Annotated in this window: 23 protein-coding genes and 1 rRNA gene; 6 read left to right on the top strand and 18 right to left on the bottom strand. The window is 63.5% G+C overall.

Annotation, left to right across the window (positions count from 1 at the left end; translation table 11 throughout):
- Window positions 1-10: 10 nt before the first annotated feature.
- Complete coding sequence (gatB, locus tag GTP77_RS27430) at window positions 11-1,471, top strand: Asp-tRNA(Asn)/Glu-tRNA(Gln) amidotransferase subunit GatB (RefSeq protein WP_161075334.1); 1,461 nt, start codon at window positions 11-13, stop codon at window positions 1,469-1,471.
- Between the two features lie 233 nt (window positions 1,472-1,704).
- Here the strand turns inward: gatB and GTP77_RS27425 are convergent, their stop codons facing one another.
- The 3 genes from GTP77_RS27425 to pyrE all read right to left on the bottom strand — a co-directional run bounded on the left by GTP77_RS27425 (window position 1,705) and on the right by pyrE (window position 3,708).
- Window positions 1,705-2,562 carry an alpha/beta fold hydrolase gene (locus GTP77_RS27425; RefSeq protein ID WP_161075333.1) on the bottom strand — a complete coding sequence of 286 codons (858 nt, stop codon included), beginning with the start codon at window positions 2,560-2,562 and terminating at the stop codon, window positions 1,705-1,707.
- Complete coding sequence (locus tag GTP77_RS27420; RefSeq protein ID WP_161075332.1) at window positions 2,562-2,933, bottom strand: DUF4279 domain-containing protein; 372 nt, start codon at window positions 2,931-2,933, stop codon at window positions 2,562-2,564. Before GTP77_RS27420 ends, GTP77_RS27425 begins: the two co-directional genes overlap by 1 nt.
- A 109-nt stretch (window positions 2,934-3,042) precedes the next feature.
- Entirely contained in the window at window positions 3,043-3,708 is a 666-nt protein-coding gene (gene pyrE, locus GTP77_RS27415) for an orotate phosphoribosyltransferase (protein WP_161075331.1), read from the bottom strand.
- Window positions 3,709-3,755: 47 nt separating this feature from the next.
- Here pyrE and GTP77_RS27410 point away from each other — a divergent pair, with 47 nt between their 5' ends.
- Window positions 3,756-4,529 (top strand): exodeoxyribonuclease III, encoded by a 774-nt coding sequence (locus tag GTP77_RS27410; RefSeq protein WP_161075330.1) that lies wholly within the window; start codon window positions 3,756-3,758, stop codon window positions 4,527-4,529.
- Between the two features lie 3 nt (window positions 4,530-4,532).
- On the opposite strand, the gene GTP77_RS27405 is transcribed toward GTP77_RS27410, so the two are convergent.
- From GTP77_RS27405 to GTP77_RS27350, 12 genes are all read right to left on the bottom strand, one after another.
- A complete protein-coding gene (locus GTP77_RS27405) occupies window positions 4,533-5,441 on the bottom strand; it encodes a pseudouridine synthase (RefSeq protein WP_161075329.1) in 909 nt (302 codons plus the stop codon).
- A gap of 1 nt (window position 5,442) precedes the next feature.
- Window positions 5,443-6,336, bottom strand: a complete 894-nt coding sequence (locus GTP77_RS27400) for a M48 family metallopeptidase (protein WP_161075328.1) — start codon at window positions 6,334-6,336, stop codon at window positions 5,443-5,445.
- 50 nt (window positions 6,337-6,386) lie between these two features.
- Window positions 6,387-6,998: a methionine biosynthesis protein MetW gene (metW, locus tag GTP77_RS27395; RefSeq protein ID WP_161075327.1), complete on the bottom strand. Its 612-nt coding sequence runs from the start codon at window positions 6,996-6,998 to the stop codon at window positions 6,387-6,389.
- Complete coding sequence (metX, locus tag GTP77_RS27390) at window positions 6,995-8,092, bottom strand: homoserine O-succinyltransferase MetX (RefSeq protein WP_228896552.1); 1,098 nt, start codon at window positions 8,090-8,092, stop codon at window positions 6,995-6,997. Before metX ends, metW begins: the two co-directional genes overlap by 4 nt.
- Before the next feature lie 126 nt (window positions 8,093-8,218).
- On the bottom strand, window positions 8,219-9,964 hold the full coding sequence (gene ptsP / locus GTP77_RS27385) for a phosphoenolpyruvate--protein phosphotransferase (protein ID WP_161075325.1): 1,746 nt from the start codon (window positions 9,962-9,964) through the stop codon (window positions 8,219-8,221).
- Between the two features lie 57 nt (window positions 9,965-10,021).
- The gene (locus tag GTP77_RS27380; protein ID WP_093552146.1) at window positions 10,022-10,291 is read right to left on the bottom strand and encodes an HPr family phosphocarrier protein; all 270 of its coding nucleotides are present in this window, start codon (window positions 10,289-10,291) and stop codon (window positions 10,022-10,024) included.
- Window positions 10,292-10,315: 24 nt separating this feature from the next.
- Window positions 10,316-10,717, bottom strand: coding sequence for a PTS sugar transporter subunit IIA (locus GTP77_RS27375; RefSeq protein ID WP_161075324.1), 402 nt, complete (start codon window positions 10,715-10,717; stop codon window positions 10,316-10,318).
- A gap of 10 nt (window positions 10,718-10,727) precedes the next feature.
- Window positions 10,728-11,681 (bottom strand): glutathione synthase, encoded by a 954-nt coding sequence (gene gshB / locus GTP77_RS27370; protein ID WP_161075323.1) that lies wholly within the window; start codon window positions 11,679-11,681, stop codon window positions 10,728-10,730.
- A gap of 142 nt (window positions 11,682-11,823) precedes the next feature.
- Complete coding sequence (gshA, locus tag GTP77_RS27365) at window positions 11,824-13,125, bottom strand: glutamate--cysteine ligase (RefSeq protein ID WP_161075322.1); 1,302 nt, start codon at window positions 13,123-13,125, stop codon at window positions 11,824-11,826.
- Window positions 13,126-13,277: 152 nt separating this feature from the next.
- The gene (locus tag GTP77_RS27360; RefSeq protein WP_161075321.1) at window positions 13,278-14,828 is read right to left on the bottom strand and encodes an ammonium transporter; all 1,551 of its coding nucleotides are present in this window, start codon (window positions 14,826-14,828) and stop codon (window positions 13,278-13,280) included.
- A 13-nt stretch (window positions 14,829-14,841) separates the two neighbouring features.
- Window positions 14,842-15,180: a P-II family nitrogen regulator gene (locus tag GTP77_RS27355; protein ID WP_056398174.1), complete on the bottom strand. Its 339-nt coding sequence runs from the start codon at window positions 15,178-15,180 to the stop codon at window positions 14,842-14,844.
- Between the two features lie 12 nt (window positions 15,181-15,192).
- Window positions 15,193-15,951 (bottom strand): TorF family putative porin, encoded by a 759-nt coding sequence (locus GTP77_RS27350; protein WP_161075320.1) that lies wholly within the window; start codon window positions 15,949-15,951, stop codon window positions 15,193-15,195.
- Between the two features lie 240 nt (window positions 15,952-16,191).
- Between GTP77_RS27350 and GTP77_RS27345 the strand changes: the two genes are divergently transcribed.
- The gene (locus GTP77_RS27345; RefSeq protein WP_161075319.1) at window positions 16,192-16,434 is read left to right on the top strand and encodes an accessory factor UbiK family protein; all 243 of its coding nucleotides are present in this window, start codon (window positions 16,192-16,194) and stop codon (window positions 16,432-16,434) included.
- 15 nt (window positions 16,435-16,449) lie between these two features.
- On the opposite strand, the gene GTP77_RS27340 is transcribed toward GTP77_RS27345, so the two are convergent.
- Window positions 16,450-18,270 (bottom strand): CHASE2 domain-containing protein, encoded by a 1,821-nt coding sequence (locus tag GTP77_RS27340; RefSeq protein WP_161075318.1) that lies wholly within the window; start codon window positions 18,268-18,270, stop codon window positions 16,450-16,452.
- A 10-nt stretch (window positions 18,271-18,280) separates the two neighbouring features.
- A complete protein-coding gene (locus GTP77_RS27335; protein WP_161075317.1) occupies window positions 18,281-19,153 on the bottom strand; it encodes a hypothetical protein in 873 nt (290 codons plus the stop codon).
- A 198-nt stretch (window positions 19,154-19,351) separates the two neighbouring features.
- Here GTP77_RS27335 and GTP77_RS27330 point away from each other — a divergent pair, with 198 nt between their 5' ends.
- The 3 genes from GTP77_RS27330 to GTP77_RS27320 are packed head-to-tail and all read left to right on the top strand — an operon-like array spanning window position 19,352 to window position 21,855.
- Window positions 19,352-20,872, top strand: a complete 1,521-nt coding sequence (locus tag GTP77_RS27330; protein ID WP_161075316.1) for a YifB family Mg chelatase-like AAA ATPase — start codon at window positions 19,352-19,354, stop codon at window positions 20,870-20,872.
- A 41-nt stretch (window positions 20,873-20,913) separates the two neighbouring features.
- Window positions 20,914-21,450 carry a hypothetical protein gene (locus tag GTP77_RS27325; RefSeq protein WP_161075315.1) on the top strand — a complete coding sequence of 179 codons (537 nt, stop codon included), beginning with the start codon at window positions 20,914-20,916 and terminating at the stop codon, window positions 21,448-21,450.
- Between the two features lie 60 nt (window positions 21,451-21,510).
- Window positions 21,511-21,855, top strand: a complete 345-nt coding sequence (locus GTP77_RS27320) for a DUF1840 domain-containing protein (RefSeq protein ID WP_161075314.1) — start codon at window positions 21,511-21,513, stop codon at window positions 21,853-21,855.
- A 48-nt stretch (window positions 21,856-21,903) separates the two neighbouring features.
- Here GTP77_RS27320 and rrf read toward each other — a convergent pair.
- Window positions 21,904-22,016 (bottom strand): 5S ribosomal RNA (gene rrf / locus GTP77_RS27315).
- Between the last annotated feature and the right edge of the window lie 6 nt (window positions 22,017-22,022).

The following is a 22,022-nucleotide window of genomic DNA, read 5'->3' as shown; positions in this document are numbered from 1 at the left end:
GAACAGAAATATGGAATGGGAAGTCGTCATCGGTATTGAGAACCACGTGCAGCTCACCACCGAATCCAAAATCTTCAGCGGCTCGCCGATCAAATTCGGCGCCGAAGCCAATACCCAGGCCAGCCCGGTTGACCTGGCGCTGCCGGGCGTGCTGCCGGTCATGAACAAAATGGCCGTGGACCGCGCCATCCGCTTCGGCCTGGCCGTGGGCGGCAAGATCGCGCCGCAGTCCATCTTTGCGCGCAAGAACTACTTCTATCCTGACTTGCCAAAAGGCTACCAGATCAGCCAGTTCGAAGACCCAGTGGTCATCGGCGGCGCACTGACCTTCGGCTACGAGAAGGATGGCAAATTCGTCACCAAGACCGTCAACCTGACCCGCGCCCACCTGGAAGAAGACGCAGGCAAGTCGCTGCACGAAGACTACCAGGGCATGTCGGGCATCGACCTGAACCGCGCCGGCACCCCGCTGCTGGAGATCGTCTCCGAGCCGGAAATCCGCAGCGCGGCCGAAGCCGTGGCCTATTGCAAGGCGCTGCACGGCCTGGTGATGTGGCTGGGCGTTTGCGACGGCAATATGCAGGAAGGTTCTTTCCGCTGCGATATTAACGTGTCCGTCCGTCCTAAAGGCGCGACCGAATTCGGCACCCGCTGCGAAATTAAAAACCTGAACTCCTTCCGCTTTATCGAAGAAGCCGTTCACGTTGAGGTACGCCGCCAGATTGAATTGATCGAAGACGGCGGCACCGTGGTGCAAGCCACCCGTTTGTACGATCCGGATAAAAAAGAAACCCGCCAGATGCGCAGCAAGGAAGACGCGCAGGATTACCGTTATTTCCCCGATCCGGATCTGCCGCCGCTGGCTATTTCGGAGGACTGGATTGCGCGCGTAAAAGCGGATATGCCGGAACTGCCGGGTGTTATGCGCACGCGCTTTATTGAAGAATATGCGTTGCCGGAATATGACGCGCTGGTATTGACCGCCTCCAAAGCCATGGCGGTTTATTTTGAATCCGTGGTGGCAAAAGCCGGCAAGGAAAATGCCAAAGCTGCAGCCAACTGGTTGATGGGCGATGTTTCCTCCACGCTGAACCGTGAAAATACGGAGATTGGCTCAGCGCCGGTAAAACCGGAGCAATTGGCAGCCATGCTGAAGCGTATTGCCGACGGCACCATTTCCAACAAGATCGCAAAAGAAATCTTTGCGGCCATGTGGGAAGCCAATTCGCCGGATGAAAACCTGGTGGATGCAATTATTGACGCCAAGGGCCTGAAACAGATTTCGGATACCGGCGCGCTGGAAGCCATTGTGAATGAAGTATTGGCCGCCAACGAGAAATCGGTGGAGCAATACCGTGCAGGCAAGGAAGCGGCCATTAACTCGCTGATCGGCCAGGCCATGAAAGCGTCCAAGGGCAAAGCAAATCCGGCACAGCTGACCGAACTGTTGAAACAGAAGCTGGCTGGCTGATATTCATTCAGCTGAAATGCAAAAGGCGCCTGCGGGCGCCTTTTTTTATTGGCGGCTCTGGCGGGTTACGCGCGTTGCGCTAACCCGCCCTACGAATTCCGCAGTTATCGCTGGGATGGACGTAGGGCGGGTTAGCGGAGCGTAACCTGCCACTTTTGAGCACAATCGCGCCAACATCTGGCATGAAATGGCCGAACAAAGCCGCTCAAAGGCAGGGCGTCTACTATGGGAGCTCAGGAACCGATGCGGGGCTGCATCCAGTCCAGGATATCGGCGAAGATTTCTTCGCGATTGGACTCGTTGAAATTCTCGTGGTAATTCTTCAGCTGGTAGCTATAGCGCAGCAGATTGCCATCTATCGAGGTCAGTATGGTTTCCGCCGCCTTGGCGTCGGCCAGCTTGTCGTCGCCCGCAACCACCGCGAATAAAGGATAGCGCCAGCCGGCCATTTTCTCGGCCAGCCCTTTTTGCGCTTCGCTTAACGCATGGCCAAACCGCACCGTCAATTCCGTGGCGCGGGTGCCGTCGCTTTCATCGGCATAATGGCGGGCCGTAATTGCCGCGTCGTGCGTCAATACATCGGTAAACGACGCCAGCGGCACTTTCATGCGAGGCACCAATCGGGCCAGCAGGCCGGACATTTTCTGCAGCAGCGGAGAAATCCGCACCGCATTCACATAATACGGGGAAGATAATATAAACCCCTGCACCTCATCGCTGCGGCGCAGGCGTTCCAGGCCGAATTTGGTGGCAATTAACGCCCCCATCGAATGCCCCATAATAAATATGGGAAGATCCGGATAATTCTTCTTTACCCACTGCAGAAACAGCTCTGCCTCGTCGAGAAAAATATCAAAGTCGGGAATATCGGCGCGGCGCTTGCCGTCGTGCCCGCACATATCAAAACTGGCGGTGGCAATGCCGTGGCTGCGGAAATACAGCGCGGGAGTAACATAATCGCCGGCATGCGCCATTGCGCCATGCAGCGCCATAATAACGGCGCGCGGCTGCGAAGGTTCCCAGACATGAATGGCGCGTTCCGCCCCGCCCCGTCCTTTAAACCGGGCCAGCCTGTCTTCGGAAAAGCGCATCAGGATGCAATACTGAGCGTAATGCCCATCTCTATCAGCAGATTCAATTCCGCCAAAGAGAAATCCAGCGTGGGAGCGCCGGGAGTGGCGTCGCCGACGTAGGCGATGCGCAATTCTGCTTCGATATTCGACGCAGTGAAGGAAATGCCGCGTGCCTGGCATTCCATCAGAAAGCCGTGCACTTGTTTCAGCAGGGTCATCGGATTCTTGTCCGTGCCCAGGTTGACATAGAAGCCGGCATCGATGCGCACACGGCCGTCCGGCCGCACATCGCCCTTCTTCCAGTCGCTATCCGGTTCAGCCGGAAGACCGTCGCGCACGTCGGCCAGCGCCTGGCTGTCGCCGTACACCTTCAGCGTTGCAATATTCATTGTTGCCCCATCATCAATGTTACGGCAAAGAAAACACAGTCTAGCATATGCTTGCGCACTGTAAAGCGCGGCGCACCGGCGCGCCGCGCAACCGTGGTTCGCTGTGGTTTTATGCCACGCCGTACTGGGCGCGGTAAGCCGCCACCGCTTCTTTATATTGCTGCAAGGCTGGATCGGCTGTAGCACCGGACAGATAGGTGAACAAGTCGTCCAGGTTGCCGATGGAGATGACCGGGATGCCGTAGGTCTGCGCCACTTCCTGCACGGCGGACAGCTCGGACATTACGCCGTCCTTGGCGCCGCGCTCCATGCGGTCCAGCGCGATCAGCACGGCGGCCGGTTCGGCGCCGGCGGCGCGTATCATGGCCACCGATTCGCGCACCGAGGTGCCGGCCGAGATCACGTCGTCGATAATGACAACCTTGCCTTGCAGCTTGGCGCCGACGATGGTGCCGCCTTCGCCGTGGTCCTTGGCTTCCTTGCGGTTGAAGGCGAAGGAGGTGTTGCGGCCCTTGCCGGCCAGCGCCACCGCCGTGGCGGACGCCAGCGTGATGCCTTTGTAGGCAGGGCCGAACAGCATGTCGAACTGCACGCCGGAGTCCAGCAGGGTCTGCGCGTAGAACTGGGCCAGCTGGGCCAGGGTGGCGCCCTCATGGAACAGGCCGGCGTTGAAGAAGTAAGGCGACTGGCGCCCCGCCTTGGTGGTGAACTCGCCAAAACGCAAAACTCCCGTTGCCACGGAAAACGCGATAAACTCTTGCCGTAAATTTTTCATAATGCCTCGTCAGTAGTAAGTGCCTGTATTTTAATCCCTGTGCCCCTATGCCAAAAATCATTTCAGCAAATCTGAACGGTATCCGTTCCGCCGCCACCAAAGGCTTCTTCAACTGGATGGCAACGCAAGATGCCGACTTCGTCTGCGTACAGGAGCTAAAAGCGGTCGCCACCGACATGACGCCCGAGTTCCTGAACCCCGGCGGCTACCACGGCCATTTCCACTACGCCGAGAAGAAAGGCTATTCCGGCACCGGCGTTTACAGCAAGATCGAGCCCGATGCGGTGATGATAGGCTTTGGTAGCCCGGAGTTCGACGCGGAAGGCCGCTACGTGCGCTGCGACTTCGGCCCGCTGACGGTGATTTCGGTCTACTGCCCGTCCGGCTCGTCCGGCCCGGAGCGCCAGGAAGCCAAGTTCCGCTTCATGGACTTGTTCATCGAACACCTGAAGCAGCTGCACGCGGAAGGCCGCGAAGTGGTGATCTGCGGCGACTGGAATATCGCGCACCACGAGATCGACCTGAAGAACTGGAAGGGCAACAAGAAGAATTCCGGCTTCCTGCCGGAAGAGCGCGCCTGGATGACGCGCGTGTTCGACGAAGTTGGCTATGTCGACGTGCATCGCGGCCTGGACAAGCGCGAAGAACAGTACACCTGGTGGAGCAACCGCGGCCAGGCTTACGCGAAGAACGTGGGCTGGCGTATCGATTACCACGTGGCAACCAAAGGCATCGCCAGCAAGGCGCACCAGGTGGCCATCTACAAGGACGAGCGCTTCTCCGACCACGCGCCGCTCATCATCGACTACCACGCCGACTAAGCACTAAAGGCTGCGGCGGCTTTCGTAATGGCGGACGCCGCCGCTCACCGGGTCCGGGAAGGTAATCGAGCGCGCCAGCAGCTTGAGCGGCTGCGACACGTCGTCCTGCTTGCACGGCAGGGCCACCGGATAGAAGGCGTCGTTCACGATGGGCACGCCGAGCGAGGCCAGGTGCAAACGCAGCTGGTGCTTGCGGCCGGTATGCGGCCACAGCCGGTATAAGGTGGCGTCTTCCCGGTGTTCGATCACGTCGATCACCGTTTCCGAATTCGGCTCGCCCGCCACTTCCTTCATCACAAAGAATTTCTCGCCATCTTCCATGCGGCTGCGGTAGGTAAAGGGGAAATCGCGTCCGTGCAGGCGCGGCGCCAGCGCCTCGTACTCCTTCAGCACTTCCCGCTTCTGGAACAGCGACTGGAAAGCGCCCCGGCTGGCGATATTGGACGAAAACACCACCACGCCGGCGGTCTCGCGGTCCAGGCGGTGGATGGGCGTGAGGTCCTGCAGGCCGGTGCTCTTTTTCAGGCGCACCAGCAGCGTCTCCTGCAGGAAGCGGCCGCCCGGCGTCATTGGCAGGAAATGCGGCTTGTCCACCACCAGCAGATGCTCGTCCTGGAACAGGATCTCCTCCTTGAAGGGGATGGGCGTTTCGGCCTGCTCCAGTTCGCGGTAGTAGAAGACGCGCATGCCGCGCCGGTAGCGGCTGGACGGCTCCAGGCGGCGGCCTTCGCCGTCCACCACTTCGCCGCGCGCCATGCGGTCGCGCCACGCGGCCTCGGTCACGGCCGGATAGCGCGCCAGCAGGAAGGACAGCATGTCCGGCCAGTCCCCCTCCGGCAGCCACAGATAGCTGGGGGCCACGCCGTCCCGGACCGGCAGCGGCGCGCCTGGCTTGGCTTGCGTGGGCGGCATCTCAGTTCGGCGCAGGCGTGGTGCTGTACGGCGGCAGCGCGGACTGCTGCACGCCCTTGGCGCGCGCGTACACCGGCATGACCAGCGGCAGCGATTCGCTCATGCGCTGGATGCGCTCCTTGCCCGCCGGGTGGGTGGAGAAGAACGCCGGCGGCGCGCCGGAACTGGCCTTGCCCATTTTTTGCCACAGTACCTCGCCGGCGCGCGGATCGAAGCCGGCGCGGGCCGCCAGGTCCATGCCGACCAGGTCCGCCTCGCGCTCGTCGTCGCGCGAATACTTGAGCGCCCAGCCCTTGGTGAACAGGTCGCTGCCGACTTCGCCCAGGCGCGGATCGACGCCGAAGTAGGCGGACAGGCCGGCGCCGAGCAGGCGCGAACCCACCGACGTGACGGTGGTCTTGCCTGCCTGCTCGCGCGCATGTTCGCGCAGCGCGTGCGCGATTTCATGGCCCATCACCATGGCCACTTCGTCGTCGGTCAGGTTCAGTTTGGACAGGATGCCGGTGTAGAAGGCGATGCGCCCTCCCGGCATGCAGAAGGCGTTGACGGTGGGCGCATCCAGCAGGTTGACCTGCCACTTCCAGTTGGCCGCGTCCGGATTCCAGCGCGTGGCGAAGGGCACGATGCGGCGCGCGATGGCGCGCAAGCGCACCACGCGCGGATCGCCGTCGGGCAGCAGCGCGCCCTTCTTCTGGGCCTCGCTCATCAGCTGCAGGTATTGCTGCTTGGACTGCGCGTCGAACTGCTCGGCGCTGGCCAGGCCGCGGAACCTGGACATGCTTTCGACGGGAATGCCATCCTGCGCAGGCGCGGCGGCAGCGGCGGGCAGCGTAGCCAAGCCGGCGCTGCAGACTACCAGCGCCAGCATGGCGGCGTTGAAATTCAGGCGTTTCATGGTGTGCTATTCCAAAGACTTTATCGGCGCTAGCATACAATAAAGCACCGTCAATGCGCAGCCTTCTTGCGCAGCCGGAATACGGCCAGTTCGCCACGCAGGTTCGGCAGCACCGTGACGATTTTGCCTTCGGCCAGCGCCACGCACTCCATCACCTCCAGCCCCACCTCCTCCGCCAGCTCGCGGAAGTCGCTGATGGTGGCGCAACGCACATTGGGCGTGTCGTACCACTCGTAAGGCAGCGATTCGGATACCGGCATGCGGCCCTTCAGCAGCGCCACGCGGTGCGGCCAGTAGGCGAAGTTGGGGAAGGAGACGATGGCCTCTTTACCCACGCGCACAATGTCGCGCAGCAGCGGCTCGACGTGCTTCATCATCTGCAGCGAGGACAGGCACAACACCGTGTCGAAGGAATTGTCGCCGAACAGGCCCAGGCCGTTCTCCATGTCGTGCTGGATCACCTGCACGCCGCGCTTGGTGCTCTCCAATACCTTGTCGTCGGCGATCTCGATGCCGTAGCCACTGCAGCGCTTGTCGCTCTGCAGATAGTCCATCATCACGCCGTCGCCGCAGCCCACGTCCAACACGTGCGCGTCCTTGCCCACCCAGTGGGCGATAAAGGCCAGGTCCGGCCGCGCGCTGCTCAAATCGTCAAAAGTCATGCCTGTTCCTTCCAAACCCGTTCGTAATAGGCGCGCACCATGTTCATATAACGCTCGTCCTCCAGCAGGAAAGCATCGTGGCCGTGCGGCGCGTCGATCTCGGCGTAGGTCACTTCGCGCCGGTTGCTGATCAGCGCCTGCACGATTTCGCGGCTGCGCTCAGGCGAGAAGCGCCAGTCGGTGGTGAAGGAAGCCAGGAAGAACTTGGCCTTGGTGGCCGCCAGCGTCTTGGCCAGGTCGCCGCCGTGGCGGCGCGCCGGGTCGAAGTAGTCCAGCGCCTTGGTAATCAGCAGATAGGTGTTGGCGTCGAAGTATTCGGAGAACTTGTCGCCCTGGTAGCGCAGATAGGATTCGATCTCGAAGTCCACGCCGAAGCCGAACTTGTAGTCCTCCACGCCGCGCAGCTTGCGGCCGAATTTCTCGGCCATGTCGTCGTCCGACAGATAGGTGATGTGGCCTATCATGCGCGCCACTTTCAGGCCGTTCCTCGGCACCACGCCGTGCTCGTAGAAGTCGCCGCCGTGGTAGTCCGGGTCGGTCAGGATGGCGGTGCGGGCCACGTCGTTGAAGGCGATGTTCTGCGCCGACAGCTTGGGCGTGGAGGCGATCACCACGCAATGGCGCAGGCGGTCCGGGTACATGATGGACCAGGCCAGCGCCTGCATGCCGCCCAGCGAACCGCCCATGACGGCGGCAAATTGCGCAATGCCCAGCTGGTCGGCCAGGCGCGCCTGCGCCGCCACCCAGTCCTCCACCGTGACGACGGGGAAGGCGGCGCCGTAAGGCTTGCCGGTGGCCGGGTTGTTGTGCATCGGGCCGGTCGAGCCGAAGCAGGAGCCCAGGTTGTTCACGCCGATGACGAAGAAACGGTCCGTGTCGAGCGGCTTGCCGGGACCGACCATATTGTCCCACCAGCCCACGTTCTTGGGCTGGTCGGCATACACGCCGGCCACGTGGTGGGAGGCGTTCAAAGCGTGGCACACCAGGACCGCGTTGGATTTGTCCGCGTTCAGGGTGCCGTAGGTTTCATACATGAGCATATAGTCGCGCAGCTGTGCGCCGCTTTGCAGCTGCAGCGGCTCCGCGAAATGCATGGTTTTCGGCGATACGATTCCTATGGAAGGCATGGGTGGTCAGAATAAATACTGCGCGGCCCCACGGGCCAATAATCAATGCGGAACCGCGAGGATGGGTTCCGCAGGCTTGCTTTGTTGTTAGCGTTACATCGCCTGCAGTGCGGCCACGGCGTCGGCGATGGCGCCCGGCTCCATCGAGCGCAGTACCTTGCGGGTCTGCGGCACGATGCGCGCCAGGTCGCTGTTGAGGATCTCCTGCTTGACCGACAGCAGCTGCGCCGGATGCATGGAGAACTCGCGCAGCCCCATGCCCAGCAGCAGGCGGGTGAGCTTGACGTCGCCCGCCATTTCGCCGCACACGGCCACGTCAATGCCGGCCTTGTGGCCGGCCGAAATGGTCATGGCGATCAGTTGCAGCACTGCGGGATGCAGGGGATTGTAAAGGTGCGCCACCTCATAATCAACCCGGTCGATCGCCAGCGTGTACTGGATCAGGTCATTGGTGCCGATGGACAGGAAGTCCATGCGCTTGACGAACATCGGCAGCGCCAGCGCGGCGGCCGGAATTTCGATCATGGCGCCAACCTCCACATTGGCGTCGAACTTCACGCCGGCGTCGCGCAGCTGGCCCTTGGCCTGCTCTATCATGGCAAGCGACTGGTCGATCTCGAAGGCGTGCGCCAGCATCGGTATCAGGATGCGCACCTTGCCGAAGGCCGAGGCACGCAGGATGGCGCGCAGCTGGCTCAGGAAAATCTGCGGCTCGGCCAGGCAGTAGCGGATGGCGCGCAGGCCCAGCGCCGGATTGAGCGCGGTGTGCTCGGCCTGGTCCAGCGGCTTGTCCGCGCCGATGTCCAGCGTGCGGATGGTGACCGGGCGGCCCTTCATGGCCACCACGGCTTTCTTGTACTGCTCGAACTGCTCGTCCTCGGTCGGGATGCGCGCGTCGCGCCCCATGAACAGGAACTCGGAGCGGAACAGGCCGACGCCGTTGGCGCCGGACTCCATGGCCGACTCGCAGTCCTCCGGCAGTTCGATATTGGCCAGCAGCGTAATGGCCGTGCCGTCCTTGGTGACGGCGGCGGTTTTCTTCAGCTTGTTGAGCTTTTTGCGCGCGCGCGCCTGCGTCATCTGGCGCTCGCGGTACTGCTCCAGCACCAGCGCGCTCGGATTGGCGATCACCACGCCGGCGTCGCCGTCGATGATGATCCAGTCGTCCTGCTCGATCAGCGTGGAGGCCTGCGACATGCCGACGGCCGCCGGAATGTCCAGGCTGCGCGCCACGATGGCGGTGTGCGAGTTCTGGCCGCCCACGTCGGTGACGAAGCCGATAAAGGAGCGGTCGCGGAACTTGAGCATGTCGGCCGGCGAGATGTCGTGCGCCACCACGATCATCTGGGCCTGGAAATCGTCCGCGTCGCCGGGGCTGCGGGCCTGCAGCGGCTCGCTGCCCATCAGCACCTTCAGCACCCGCTCGGCCACCTGCTGGATATCGGCCTTGCGCTCGCGCAGATAGGGATCTTCAATCTCGTCGAACTGCGCCGACAGCTCGTCGATCTGGGTCAGCAGCGCCCACTCGGCGTTGTAGTGCCGGGTGCGGATGATGTCGAGCGGCGCTTCGGAAATCAAGGGGTCCGACAGGATCAGCACGTGCACGTCGATGAAAGCGCCCAGTTCCGTCGGCGCGTCCTGCGGCAGTTCGTTCCACAGCGTTTGCAGCTCGCGGTGCACGGTGGCCAGCGCTTCCTGCAGCCGCAGCACTTCCGCCTCCAGGCGTTCCTCCGGCACCAGGTAGTGCTTGACGTCCAGCGCCGCCGGCGCCAGCAAATGCGCGCGCCCGATGGCGATGCCGCGCGAAACAGGAATACCGTGTAGGGTGAACGATGCCATGGGCGGGCCTGTCAGAAAACGGAGGGATTGCTGCGTAGCGCTGCGGTCGTCCGGCATTTACTCGCCTTCGCCGAACTTGTCGTTCACCAGTGCGGACAGGGCGGCGATGCAATCGCCTTCATCGGCGCCGTCGGCCTCCAGCATGACTTTGGCGCCCTTGCCGGCGGCCAGCATCATCACGCCCATGATGGACTTGGCGTTGATGCGGCGGGCATTGCGTGTCAGCCAGACATCGCTTTTATACTTGGCTGCCAGTTGGGTGAATTTGGCGGAAGCGCGGGCATGCAGGCCCAGCTTGTTGATAATTTCGAGTTCTTGCTGAATCATTTTTATAGTCGTCTCAAAATAGGGTTAAACCACCCTGATCCGGTTGTCCACCCTTACCGCGCCGCTCTGGGCGCCGGCCAAGGCCATTTCCACTACCACGTCCAGCGTATCGCGGCGGTAGGTGATGGCGCGCAGCAGCATCGGCAGGCTGATGCCCGCTATCACCTCGACCCGGCCCGCGTCGGCCAGCTTGTTGCAGCAATTGGCGGGCGTGCCGCCTTTCACGTCCGTGATGACCAGCACGCCGTCGCCGGCGTCCAGGCGCTTGATGGCGGCGGCCGCCAGCGCCTGCACTTCCTCCAGGTCCTGGTCCGCCATCACGTCGATCGCCTCCAGCCGCTCCGTCACGCCCCGGAACACGTGGTTGCAGGCCGCGATGAAAGCCTGCCCCAGCGGCGCGTGGGTCATAAGCAGTATGCCTACCATATTCGCCTTCTTATACCTGGGCTGCCTGGCTATGCGCCTCGACCGCATCGATGAACATGGCCGCGACCTGGAAACCGGTCTGCTCCGTGATCTCCTGGAAGCAGGTCGGGCTGGTGACGTTCACTTCCGTCAAGTTTTCGCCAATGACATCTAATCCTACCAGCAACAGTCCCCGCGCCGCCAGTACCGGGCCCAGGGTTTCGGCAATTTCCAGGTCGCGCGCGGTCAAAGGCTGGGCCACGCCGGTGCCGCCGGCTGCCAGGTTGCCGCGCACTTCGCCGGCCTGCGGGATGCGCGCCAGCGAGTACGGCACCGGCTTGCCGCCGATCACCAGGATGCGCTTGTCGCCCTTGACGATGTCGGGAATGTAGCGCTGGGCCATGATGGTGCGCTTGCCGTTGTCGGTCAGCGTTTCAATGATGGCGCCCAGGTTCAGGCCGTCGGCCTTGACGCGGAACACGCCGGCGCCGCCCATGCCGTCCAGCGGCTTGAGGATGATGTCCTGGTGCTGCTGGTGGAAGGCGCGCAGGCGCGCCTCGCTCGAGGCCACCAGCGTGGGCGCGGTGAACTGCGGGAACTGGGCGATGGACAGCTTTTCGTTGTGGTCGCGGATGGCGGACGGGCGGTTGAACACGCGCGCGCCCTGCTTCTCGGCCAGCTGCAGCAGATAGGTGCCGTAGACGTATTCCATGTCGAACGGCGGGTCTTTGCGCTGGATCACGGCGTCGAAGGCGTCCAGGCGGGTTTCCTCTTGCGGCTCGGCGCGGAACCAGTCGTGGGCGTCGCCGGTCAGGGTGATGCGCGACACCAGCGCCGTCACGGTGCCCTCGTTCAGCGCCATGTCCTTCTGTTCAAAGGCATACAGCGCGTGGCCGCGGCGCGCCGCCTCCACCATCATGGCGTAAGTCGAATCCTTGTAGGTCTTAAAGCCTGCCAGCGGATCGGCAAGGAATGCAATTTTCATGGGCGCGTCCAGTCGGAGTAATGCCTGATTTTAGCCGAGTTTGCAATGGCGGGTTACGGCGTGCCGCCTAACCCGCCCTACGGCATCCGGATCGGCGACGGTTCGTAGGGCGGGTTAGGCGCAGCCGTAACCCGCCAACGCGTCAATAAACCTCGGGATTCGGATCGGTGCGTTCCATCTCCAGCGACGCGGCCAGCAGCGCCAGGCGCGCCACCACACCGTACACGTAGAAACGGTTAGGCGCCGCCGTCCCCGGCTTGGCCTTCAAATCCGGCACCGCGTGCTGCTGAGCGAACGCCAGCGGCACAAACTGCGAGCCCGGCGCGTTCAGGTTCTGCTCCACGCCGCGCTCCGCGTGCACGCGGTAGTACCCGCCCACCACGTAGCGGTCTATCATGTAGACCACCGGCTCGGCCACCGCATCCTTGATGCTCTCGAAGGTCGGCACGCCCTCCTGGATATTCAGGTCCGACACCACGCGCCCGTCCTTCACCACCGACATCTTGTTGCGCTGCGCCGCCGACAGGTCCTTCAGCTCGGCCGCGTCGCGGATCGAGATGATGCCCTTGCCGTAGGTGCCCGCGTCCGGCTTGATGATGACGAAGGGCTTCTGGTCCTTGATGCCGTATTCCTTGTACTTCTTGCGGATCTTGGCCAGCACCGCGTCCACATTGGTGGCCAGGCAATCCAGCCCTTCGCCGCTGTCGAAGTCCACCCCGCCGCATTTGGCGTGGAAGGGATTGAGCATCCACGGGTCCACGCCAATCAGCTTGCCGAACTTCTTCACCACCTCGTCATAGGCGGTGAAATGGTTGCTCTTGCGGCGCAGCGCCCAGCCGGCGTGCAGCGGCGGCAGCAGGCTCTGCTCGTGGATGTTCTGCAGGATGTCCGGTATGCCGGCCGACAAGTCGTTGTTGACCAGGATGGTGCACGGGTCGAAATCCTTCAGGCCCAGGCGGCGGCCGTTGGCCGAGCGCACCAGCGGCTCAATCACCAGCATGTTGCCGTCAGGCAGCGCCAGCGGCGTCGGCTGGGTGATGTCCGGGGACAGCGAGCCCAGGCGCACGTGCAGGCCGGTCTGGCGGAAGATCTGCATCAGGCGCGCCACGTTTTCCAGGTAGGTCGGATGACGGTCGTGCACTTCCGGGATCAAGAGCAGGTTGCGCGCGTCCGGGCAGTACTTGTCGATGGCGGCCATGGCGGCCTGCACCGACAGCGGCAGCATTTCGCTGGCCAGGTGGTTGAAGCCGCCCGGGAACAGATTGGTGTCCACCGGGGCCAGCTTGTAGCCGGCATTGCGCAAGTCCACCGAACAATAGAACGGCGGCGTATGTTCCTGCCACTCGAGGCGGAACCAGCGCTCAATGGCCGGCGTGGCGGCCAGGATTTTTTCTTCGAGGTCGAGCAGCGGTCCGGTCAGGGCCGTGACGAGGTGGGGAACCATGGCTACATCCTTAACAACTGGGGAAACTGTCTAATCTTACCGCGCGAGCTCACCAAATCGGGGCAAAAACGCCAATTTAAAGGCCGGAAATGCAAAAAGGCGCCCTTTCGGGCGCCTTTTACTGCATTTTTACTGAAAAAACACGTGCCAGCTTAAGCGTGGTACGCGGACTCGCCATGGCTGGTGATGTCCAGGCCTTCGCGTTCCTCTTCTTCCGGTACGCGCAGGCCGATGGCGATGTCCACCAGCTTGTAGGCGATAACCGAAATCACGGCCGACCACAGGATGGTGATGCCGACTGCGGTCAGCTGGGTGATCACTTGGCCGCTGATGGAGTAGTCAGCCGAAGCCTTGTTGGCCACGTAGTCGAAGATGCCCTGGCCGCCCAGGGAAGGAGCAGCGAACACGCCGGTCAGCACCGCGCCCAGGATACCGCCCACGCCGTGCACGCCGAACACGTCGAGCGAGTCGTCGGCGCCGATCAGGCGTTTCAGGCCGTTCACGCCCCACAGGCAGACGATGCCGGCCAGCAGGCCGATCACCAGTGCGCCCATCGGACCGACAAAGCCGGCTGCCGGGGTGATGGCCACCAGGCCGGCCACTGCGCCGGACGCGCCGCCCAGCATGGATGGCTTGCCCTTGGTGATCCACTCGCCGAAGACCCACGACACGGTGGCGCAAGCGGTTGCCAGCAGGGTGTTGATGAAGGCCAGCGCGGCGATGTCGCCCGCTTCCAGGGCCGAACCGGCGTTGAAGCCGAACCAGCCCACCCACAGCAGCGAAGCGCCCACCATGGTCATGGTCAGCGAGTGCGGCGCCATGGATTCACGGCCGTAGCCGACGCGCTTGCCGATCATGATGGCGCCAACCAGGCCGGCCACAGCGGCGTTGATGTGCACCACGGTGCCGCCGGCGAAGTCCAGCGCACCTTTCTGGAAGATGAAGCCCGCTTTCGCGCCTTCAACAGCGGCGGTGGCGGCGTCCTTGATCGCGTCCGGACCGGTCCAGAACCAGACCATGTGGGCGATAGGCAGATACGAGAAGGTGAACCACAGCACCATGAAGGCCAGCACGGCGGTGAACTTGGCGCGCTCGGCGAAGGCGCCGACGATCAGGCCGCAGGTAATGGCGGCGAAGGTGCCCTGGAAGGCCACGAAGACGAACTCAGGAATCACGACGCCCTTGCTGAAGGTGGCCGCCACGCTGAACACGCCCTTGACCGGATCCCAGATGCCGTTCAGGAACAGGCGGTCGAACTTGCCGTAGAAGGCGCCGCCTTCGGTGAACGCCAGCGAGTAGCCGTAGATGCACCACAGCACGATGATCACGGCGAACACCATGAACACCTGCAGCAGCACGGACAGCATGTTTTTCGAGCGCACCAGGCCGCCGTAGAACAGGGCCAGGCCAGGGATGGTCATCAGGATCACCAGCAGGGTGGCGACGAACATCCAGGCGGTGTCGCCCTTGTTCGGCACCGGAGCTGGCGCGGCAGGCGCTTCGGCCGGCGCAGCTGCTGCCGGCGCGGCGGCGGGTGCTGCCGCAGGCGCGGCGGCGGCCGGCGCCGCTGGCGCGGAGGCGGCAGCTGCGCTGGCGGCAGGTGCATCGGCAGGCTTGGCATCTTGCGCGTAGCCCGGCAGCGCCGCGCTAAAGGCAAACAGGACAGCGGCCCCGGCCAGCAATTTTGTTATGGTTTTCTTCATTTCAAAGTTCCCCTTAGAGAGCGTCGTTGCCGGTTTCGCCGGTACGGATACGGACAACCTGTTCCAGGTTGTAGACAAAGATCTTGCCGTCGCCGATCTTGCCGGTGCGGGCCGCGCCTTCGATCGCTTCGATGGCCTGCTCCACTACCGCGTCGTCCACCGCCGCTTCGATCTTGGTCTTGGGGAGGAAGTCGACCACGTATTCAGCACCACGGTACAGTTCGGTGTGGCCCTTCTGGCGGCCGAAGCCCTTCACTTCGGTCACGGTAATGCCTTGCACATTAATCGCCGACAAAGCCTCGCGGACCTCGTCCAGCTTGAAGGGCTTGATAATGGCGGTAATTAGTTTCATGGGGTGCCTCGCTTAGAAAGTTTTGGAAACGGTCAGCACAGCGCCCATCTTGGCCAGATCTTTGCCATTGCGCGGCGAGGTGTAGACATCGGTGCTGGCCTTGACGGCCGCCAGCGCAACAGTAACCACGCCGTAATCCTTGGTCACGCCCACTTTCCAGTCGGTGTAGCTGGAAACGCTGTTGTGCTTCACGTTCTGGCGGCCCACGTGCAGGTTGAGGATGTAGCCGTCCTGGATTTCCTGGTTGACGGAAGCGTCGAAGTAGCCGCTGTTCTTGCTGTCGGCAAAGCCGAACAGATTGGTGGTCGAGCGCGAGTATTTCAGCGTGGCCGGGCCATAGCTGATGGCGCCGTACAGTTCGAAGGTGTTGGCGCTAGGATGCAGGCCGTTGGACGGGTAGAAGTAGTACAGGCCGCCCACGTCGTAGCTGAAGCCGCCGCCGATGTCGCCGCGCTTGCCGCCGTAGATATCCCATTCCAGGTTCACGTCGCCGCCCGCATCGTCGATCCACTTGATGCTCGACGCCCAGGTGCCGGCGTAGAAGCCGGTTGGATTGTTAACCCAGTCCGCGCCGGCTTGCAGCGCAGGCTTGAGGCGGGTCTGGGAAATGCCGCGATAGCGATAGTCGGTGGTCAGTGCCACGTTGTAGGACACTTCGTTATCCGGTTTCGCCGCTGGAGCGTCTTCCGCACGGGCCAGACCGGCTCCCAGGCTAGCCATCGCGAGAGTGATTGCTGCTGCAAGAGTCAGGTGCTTGGTCATGTATTTCATGGCGATATCCTTTAGTTTGAACTTTTGGAGCGGTTGCGGTTTAAAATCCAGGCTAAGCCTAAGCGTTCACTACCTCTTTAGCAGAATGCGTGCCAGCTGACTTCATGCAAGCTTGTTAGATAGTTAGCGGGAATTACAGGAATGGCAGCGCGGCAGAGAGAGTATTCCGCACCATATTAATGCTTAATTTACTGGCATCGCACCGGGATGGTGCGAAAACACATCAATCTAGGAAACATCATGGACATGAACAACTTCTTCAATGACTTGCAAGGCAAGATCAACCAGGCCATCGAGAGCTCGCCGGCCAAGGATATCGAGAAAAACGTGAAATCGATGATGACCCAGGGCTTCGCCAAGCTGGATCTGGTGACGCGCGAGGAGTTCGACATCCAGGCGCAAGTGCTGGCCAAGACGCGCGCCAAGCTGGAGCTGCTGGAAGCGCGCCTGGCGGAGCTGGAAGCGAAGCTGCCGCCGCAGTAATACGGAGTAGCCGCCTCAGGCGCCGGCCGCCTGCGGGTCCCAGCCGTAGACCGGCACCGCGCTATGCCCTTTCAAGCCATGCTCGCCCAGCGGCGACAGCATGGCGGCGCCGTCCGGCCCCAGCCGTTCGGCCACGGCGCCCGAGCAGATAATGGGATAGCCCAGCTGCTTGCACAGCCCCTCCAGCCGCGACGCCACATTCACCGTGTCGCCGATGGCCGTGTATTCGTGCCGGTGGCTGGAGCCGATATAGCCTATCACCGCCGGCCCGCTATGCAGGCCTATGCCCATCGCCAGCTCGGCCTTGCCTTCGGCGCGCAGCTCGGCGTTCAGCTGGGCCAGTTCGGCCAGCATGTCGCGCGCGGCCTCCAGCGCCGCCTTCTCCGGGCTGGGCAATTCATTGGGCGCACCAAAAAACGCCATCATGCCGTCGCCGATGAATTTATCCACCGTGCCGCCATGCTTGTGCACCATGGAGGTGATGCGGCCGAAATAGCGGTTCAGCAGCGCCACCACCTGCTCGGCTGGCAGCAGCTCGCTCATGCTGGTGAAGTTGCGGATGTCCGAGAACAGCACGCACACCTCCACCTTGGCGCCCTGCTTGCGCGCGTCCACCCCGCCCTCCACGATTTGCTGCATCACCTGCGGGCTGACATAGCCGGAGAAGGTGCGGCGCAGGCGCTGCTTTTCGCTGAAGTTGCGCCAGCCCTGGTCCGCCGAGCGCGACAGCACAGCCAGCCACAGGCTGGCCAGCATGGCGCTGGGCGCAATCCACAAACCCTGGCGCAGCAGGATATTGCTGGCCGCCAGCAGCGCCGCGCTGGCCAGCATGGCCAGCAGCACCTTGCGCGCCACCGCCGCATGGAACCAGAACAGCGCGCCGGCCGCCGCCATGCCCCAGGCCCAGGCCGGCCCCAGCGGCTGGATCAGCCCCTGGTTGAGCATGCTGCGCACGGCCTGCGCGTGCACCAGCACGCCCGGCAGCCGCCGCCCCTCGCGCCAGGCCGCAATCGCGGCCGGCAGGTTCAGCAGGTCGGTGTCGTCCTGCACCGTGCCCACCAGCACCGCCTTGCCGGCAAACATGGCGCGCAGCTGCTCCTTGCCGCCGCGCTCGGCCAGGCGCAGCACCTCCTGCAGCGGCAGATAGCGGAAAGCGGGGCCGATCTGGTAATTGATCAAGCCGCTCCATTGCTGGCGCTTGCCCATGGCCGCGCTGATTTCGCTGGACAGGGTGTAGGGGCTGCGGTCCGGCAGGCAATTCCAGCCGGGGTCGGGATAGCGCCGGATGCGGGTGTCGTCATCGCTGCAGAACAGCGCCGAGGCCAGCGCCTGCACGCCGTCCTGCTGGGTATTGAGCACAGCGGCGTAGTCGAGCTGGATGTCGCGGTAGTGGCTGCGTTCCGTGTCCCACACCTTGGCCAGCACCAGCTTGCTGCGCGGCAGCGTGCGCATCAACCCCGCCAGCAGAGTGCGGTGGAAGTCGAAGTCCGGCTCGTGTGCCGAGATCAGGGTGTCGAAACGCTTTTCCGGCAGCACCAGGTCGAGCGCGATCACGCGCGCGCCCGCTTCGCTGGTGGCGTCCAGGAAGGCGGCCAGGTAGCGGTGGCTCAGGGTCAGCGGTTCTTCCACCGTATCCAGGAAGGCCTCGTCTATGCCCACCAGCACCACGTCGGTCTGCACCGGCTGCGGGAACCAGGCGCGGTTCAGGGCGAACTGGGCGTCCAGCAGGCGCTGGTCCAGCGCCGGGGCGGCCAGCAGTGCCAGCAGCGTGCACAGCGCCAGCGCGGCGGCGTTGATGCCGGCGGCGGCCAGCCTGGCGGACGGGTGCGCAGCCACAGTGGCGGAACTAGCGCGCCATGGTGTGGGCGGTGGTCAGGTCCGGGCGCTGGGCGGCGATGTCGCGCCAGACCTGGCGCGCCTCGTCCAGCATCTGGCGGTCGCGCAGGATGGCGGCGTACAGCACCCACTCATCCACCGCCGCGCCCGCGCCGGGCTTGAGCGCGCGCATGGCGTCGGCATCGGCCTGGGCGGCCACCGTGAAGTCGGCCGCTGCCGAGCGCTGCTGGCCGTCGGGCGCCGTATAGCTGACGGTCCAGCGGTATTCCTTGCCTGCCGCCAGCGTGGTGCCGGGCGGCAGATCCCAGGTCGAGCCTTCCACTGTGGCCTTGGCCACCACGCGTTCCGGCGCTTCGGTCAGGATCAGCTGGAAACTGGCCGGTTCGGGCACGCTCCACTGGAAGCGGGGCCGCGCCCCCAATTGCACGCTGCGGTTGATCGGCGACTGGATGGCGATTTCCTGGCCCAGCGAGCGCATCTTGAACGCCGCCGCCCCCATGTTCGGATGCACGGCGGCGGCCACCACTTTTTCCGCCAGCGACTTGGTGGTGGCAGGCGTGCCGTTGAGCACTTTCACGCCGTCCTCGCCGACCTCGGCCAGCACCGGCCCCACCAGCTGGTAGATCAGCTTGGCGCCGTAATGCGACAGCGAGGCCTTGCTGCCGGCCTCCAGCTTGAACTGCGCGCCCGGCTTGATATAGCTGAGCAATTGCAGCTTGCTGGAGCGTCCGCTGCGCAGCAGTTCGCCGCTGCCCTGCACGTCCAGCACCATGCCGACCACGTCGTCCGGACCGGCGGCGCGCGCCGCGCCGGCCAGCATCAGCTGGCATAGCACCAGCAAGAAAGCGCTGCAGATATGGGCGGCGCGGAGCGATTTGCACATGATAGACCCCCTTAATGAATAAGGCATGCGTAGGAATTCTCTTACAACTTTCTACCAAGTCTATGCTCGTCCGCAAACAGGCGCAATCAACTTTGTGGCAATAACGACATTGCGACGCCGCCGCCTTGCGCGGCCTCAAAAACACGGGCTGGGCAGCGCGCTAAGATAGTCAATCGCCTGGCCGCCGAGGGGAAACGCATGAGTCTCGCCGTACTGAGAAGCCGCGCGCTGGCGGGCATGGAGGCGCCCGAAGTCAGCGTCGAAGTCCACCTGGCGAACGGCTTGCCCGCCTTCGCCATGGTGGGTTTGCCGGAAACCGAAGTGAAGGAGGCGCGCGACCGGGTGCGCGCGGCGATCCAGAACGCCGGCTTCGAGATGCCGGCCCAGCGCATCACCGTCAATCTGGCCCCGGCCGACCTGCCCAAGGAATCGGGCCGCTTCGACCTGCCGATCGCGCTCGGCATCCTGGCCGCGTCCGGCCAAATTCCCACTACGCCTCTACGCGACTATGAATTCGCCGGCGAGCTGTCGCTGTCGGGCGAGCTGCGGCCGATACGCGGTGCCCTGGCCATGACCTACGCCATGCACCGCAGCGCCCGCAGCAAGCGGCGCGCCTTCATCTTGCCGCTGGCCAACGCCGACGAGGCGGCGCTGGTAGGCGATGCGCTGATCTACCCGGCCACGTCGCTCACGCAGGTGTGCGCCCACTTCGCCCACCGGGGCGACGGCAGCGGTGCACTGCAGCGCCACCAGCCTGCCGCGCCAGCACTGGCGCCGGATTATCCGGACCTGTCCGACGTCAAAGGCCAGGCCGGCGTCAAGCGCGCGCTGGAAGTGGCGGCGGCCGGCTGCCACAGCGTGCTGCTGGTCGGTCCGCCGGGCACAGGCAAAAGCATGCTGGCCGCGCGCTTCCCCGGCCTGCTGCCCGCCATGACGGATGAAGAGGCGCTGGAAGCGGCGGCGGTGCAATCGCTCAGCGGCAATTTCGATGCCGGCAGCTGGAAGGCTCGTCCCTTTCGTGCGCCTCACCATACCTCGTCCGGCGTGGCGCTGGTAGGCGGCGGCAGCGTGCCCCATCCGGGAGAAATTTCCATGGCGCACAGGGGCGTGCTGTTTCTCGACGAGCTGCCCGAATTCGACCGGCGCGTACTGGAAGTGCTGCGCGAGCCGATGGAATCGGGCAAGGTCACCATCTCCCGCGCCGCCCACCGCGCCGACTTCCCGGCCCGCTTCCAGCTGCTGGCGGCCATGAATGGCTGCCCCTGCGGCTACCACGGCCATCCCAGCGGAAAATGCCACTGCCCGCCGGACGTCATCCTGCGCTACCAGGGCAGGATATCGGGGCCGCTGCTGGACCGCATGGATCTGCTGATCTCGGTCCAGCCGCTCTCTCCGGACGAACTCGAAGCGCCGGCGAACGGCGAAACCTCGGCCGTGGTGGCCGCGCGCGTGCAGCAAGCCTGGAGTATCCAGCAGGCCCGCCAGGGCAAAACCAATCAGCTGATGGGCACGCGGGACATCGAACGGCACTGCAAGCTGGACCGCGAAGGCCGGGCCGTGCTGCGCGACAGCATGCTCAAGCTGCACTGGTCGGCGCGCGCCTATCACCGCGTGCTGCGGATGGCGCGCACCGTTGCCGACCTGGACCATTCCTCCGCCATCACGGCCCACCACGTCAGCCAGGCCATCCAGTTCCGCCGCGCCCTGCTCGATATGTAGCGCCGATGGCGGACACGCTTGCCGCCTGATACCATCACCTTATGGATACCAAAATCACCACTGCCGTTCGCGCGGCCCTGGGCGCGGCGCTGGCCTGTGCCGCACTCGCCGCCTGCAGCCCCAAATTCGACTGGCGCGACTTCCGCAGCACCGAAGCGCCCTATGCCGTGCTGTTCCCGGCCAAGCCGGCGACGCACACGCGCAGCATCAATCTGGGCGGCGCCACCGTGAACATGCAGATGGCGGCGGCGGAAGTGGACGGCGTCACCTTTGCCGTGGGCGCCGCCGAAATGGCCGATGCCGCCCAGGCCCAGGCTGCGGTTGCCGCCATGAAAACCGCCATGGTCGCCAATATCAACGGCACCATCACCACCGAAAAACTGGCCGCAAAGCAAGGCCAGCAGCCGCAAGCGATAGAAGTGGATGCAAAGGGATCGCGCAACGGCGAAGCGCTGCGCATGGTCGGGCGCTTCATTGCTAGCGACAAACGGGTCTACCAGCTGATCGTGGTGGGCCGGGACAAGCACATGCTGAACGACGAGATCGAGATGTTCATGCGCTCGTTCAAGCCGAACTGATGTGCGCGGATGAAAGTCGTGTTATCGTTTGAACACGCACAACAAGAGTGGGGAAACGCCATGATCACATTCAAATCCAAATCCTCTCCAGCGGTCATGATGTACAAGGAACATGCCGAGCGCATACTGGAACTGCTGAACAAGAGTCCCACGCGCGGCGTAATCACGGCGGCGGAAGCGGCGGGCGCACTGGCTGCGCTGGAGCATGAAGTTGCGCTCAGCAAGCTTCACCCCGACCAGGACATAGAGCACCACCACGACAAGACCCACTCGACAGCCGCGCTGGACGACGACGAGCCGCTGACGGAAAAGCAGCACATCGGCTTCGCCACCCGCGTGTTTCCCCTGCTGGAAATGCTGCGCGCCGCCATTTCTGACGGCCATGACATTGTTTGGGGCGTATAGACGAAAAAAAGCCCGCTAGTTCACTAGCGGGCTTTTTTAATATAACTAGCCTGACGATAACCTACTTTCACACTGGTTGCAGCACTATCATCGGCGCAAAATCGTTTCACGGTCCTGTTCGGGATGGGAAGGGGTGGGACCGATTTGCTATGGTCATCAGGCTTTGA

It is taken from the genome of Pseudoduganella aquatica, from assembly GCF_009857595.1.
Classification (GTDB): Bacteria; Pseudomonadota; Gammaproteobacteria; order Burkholderiales; family Burkholderiaceae_D; genus Rugamonas; species Rugamonas aquatica_A.
Note: the sequence above shows the minus strand (reverse complement) of the source record. Positions and strands in the feature narration are given on the sequence as shown.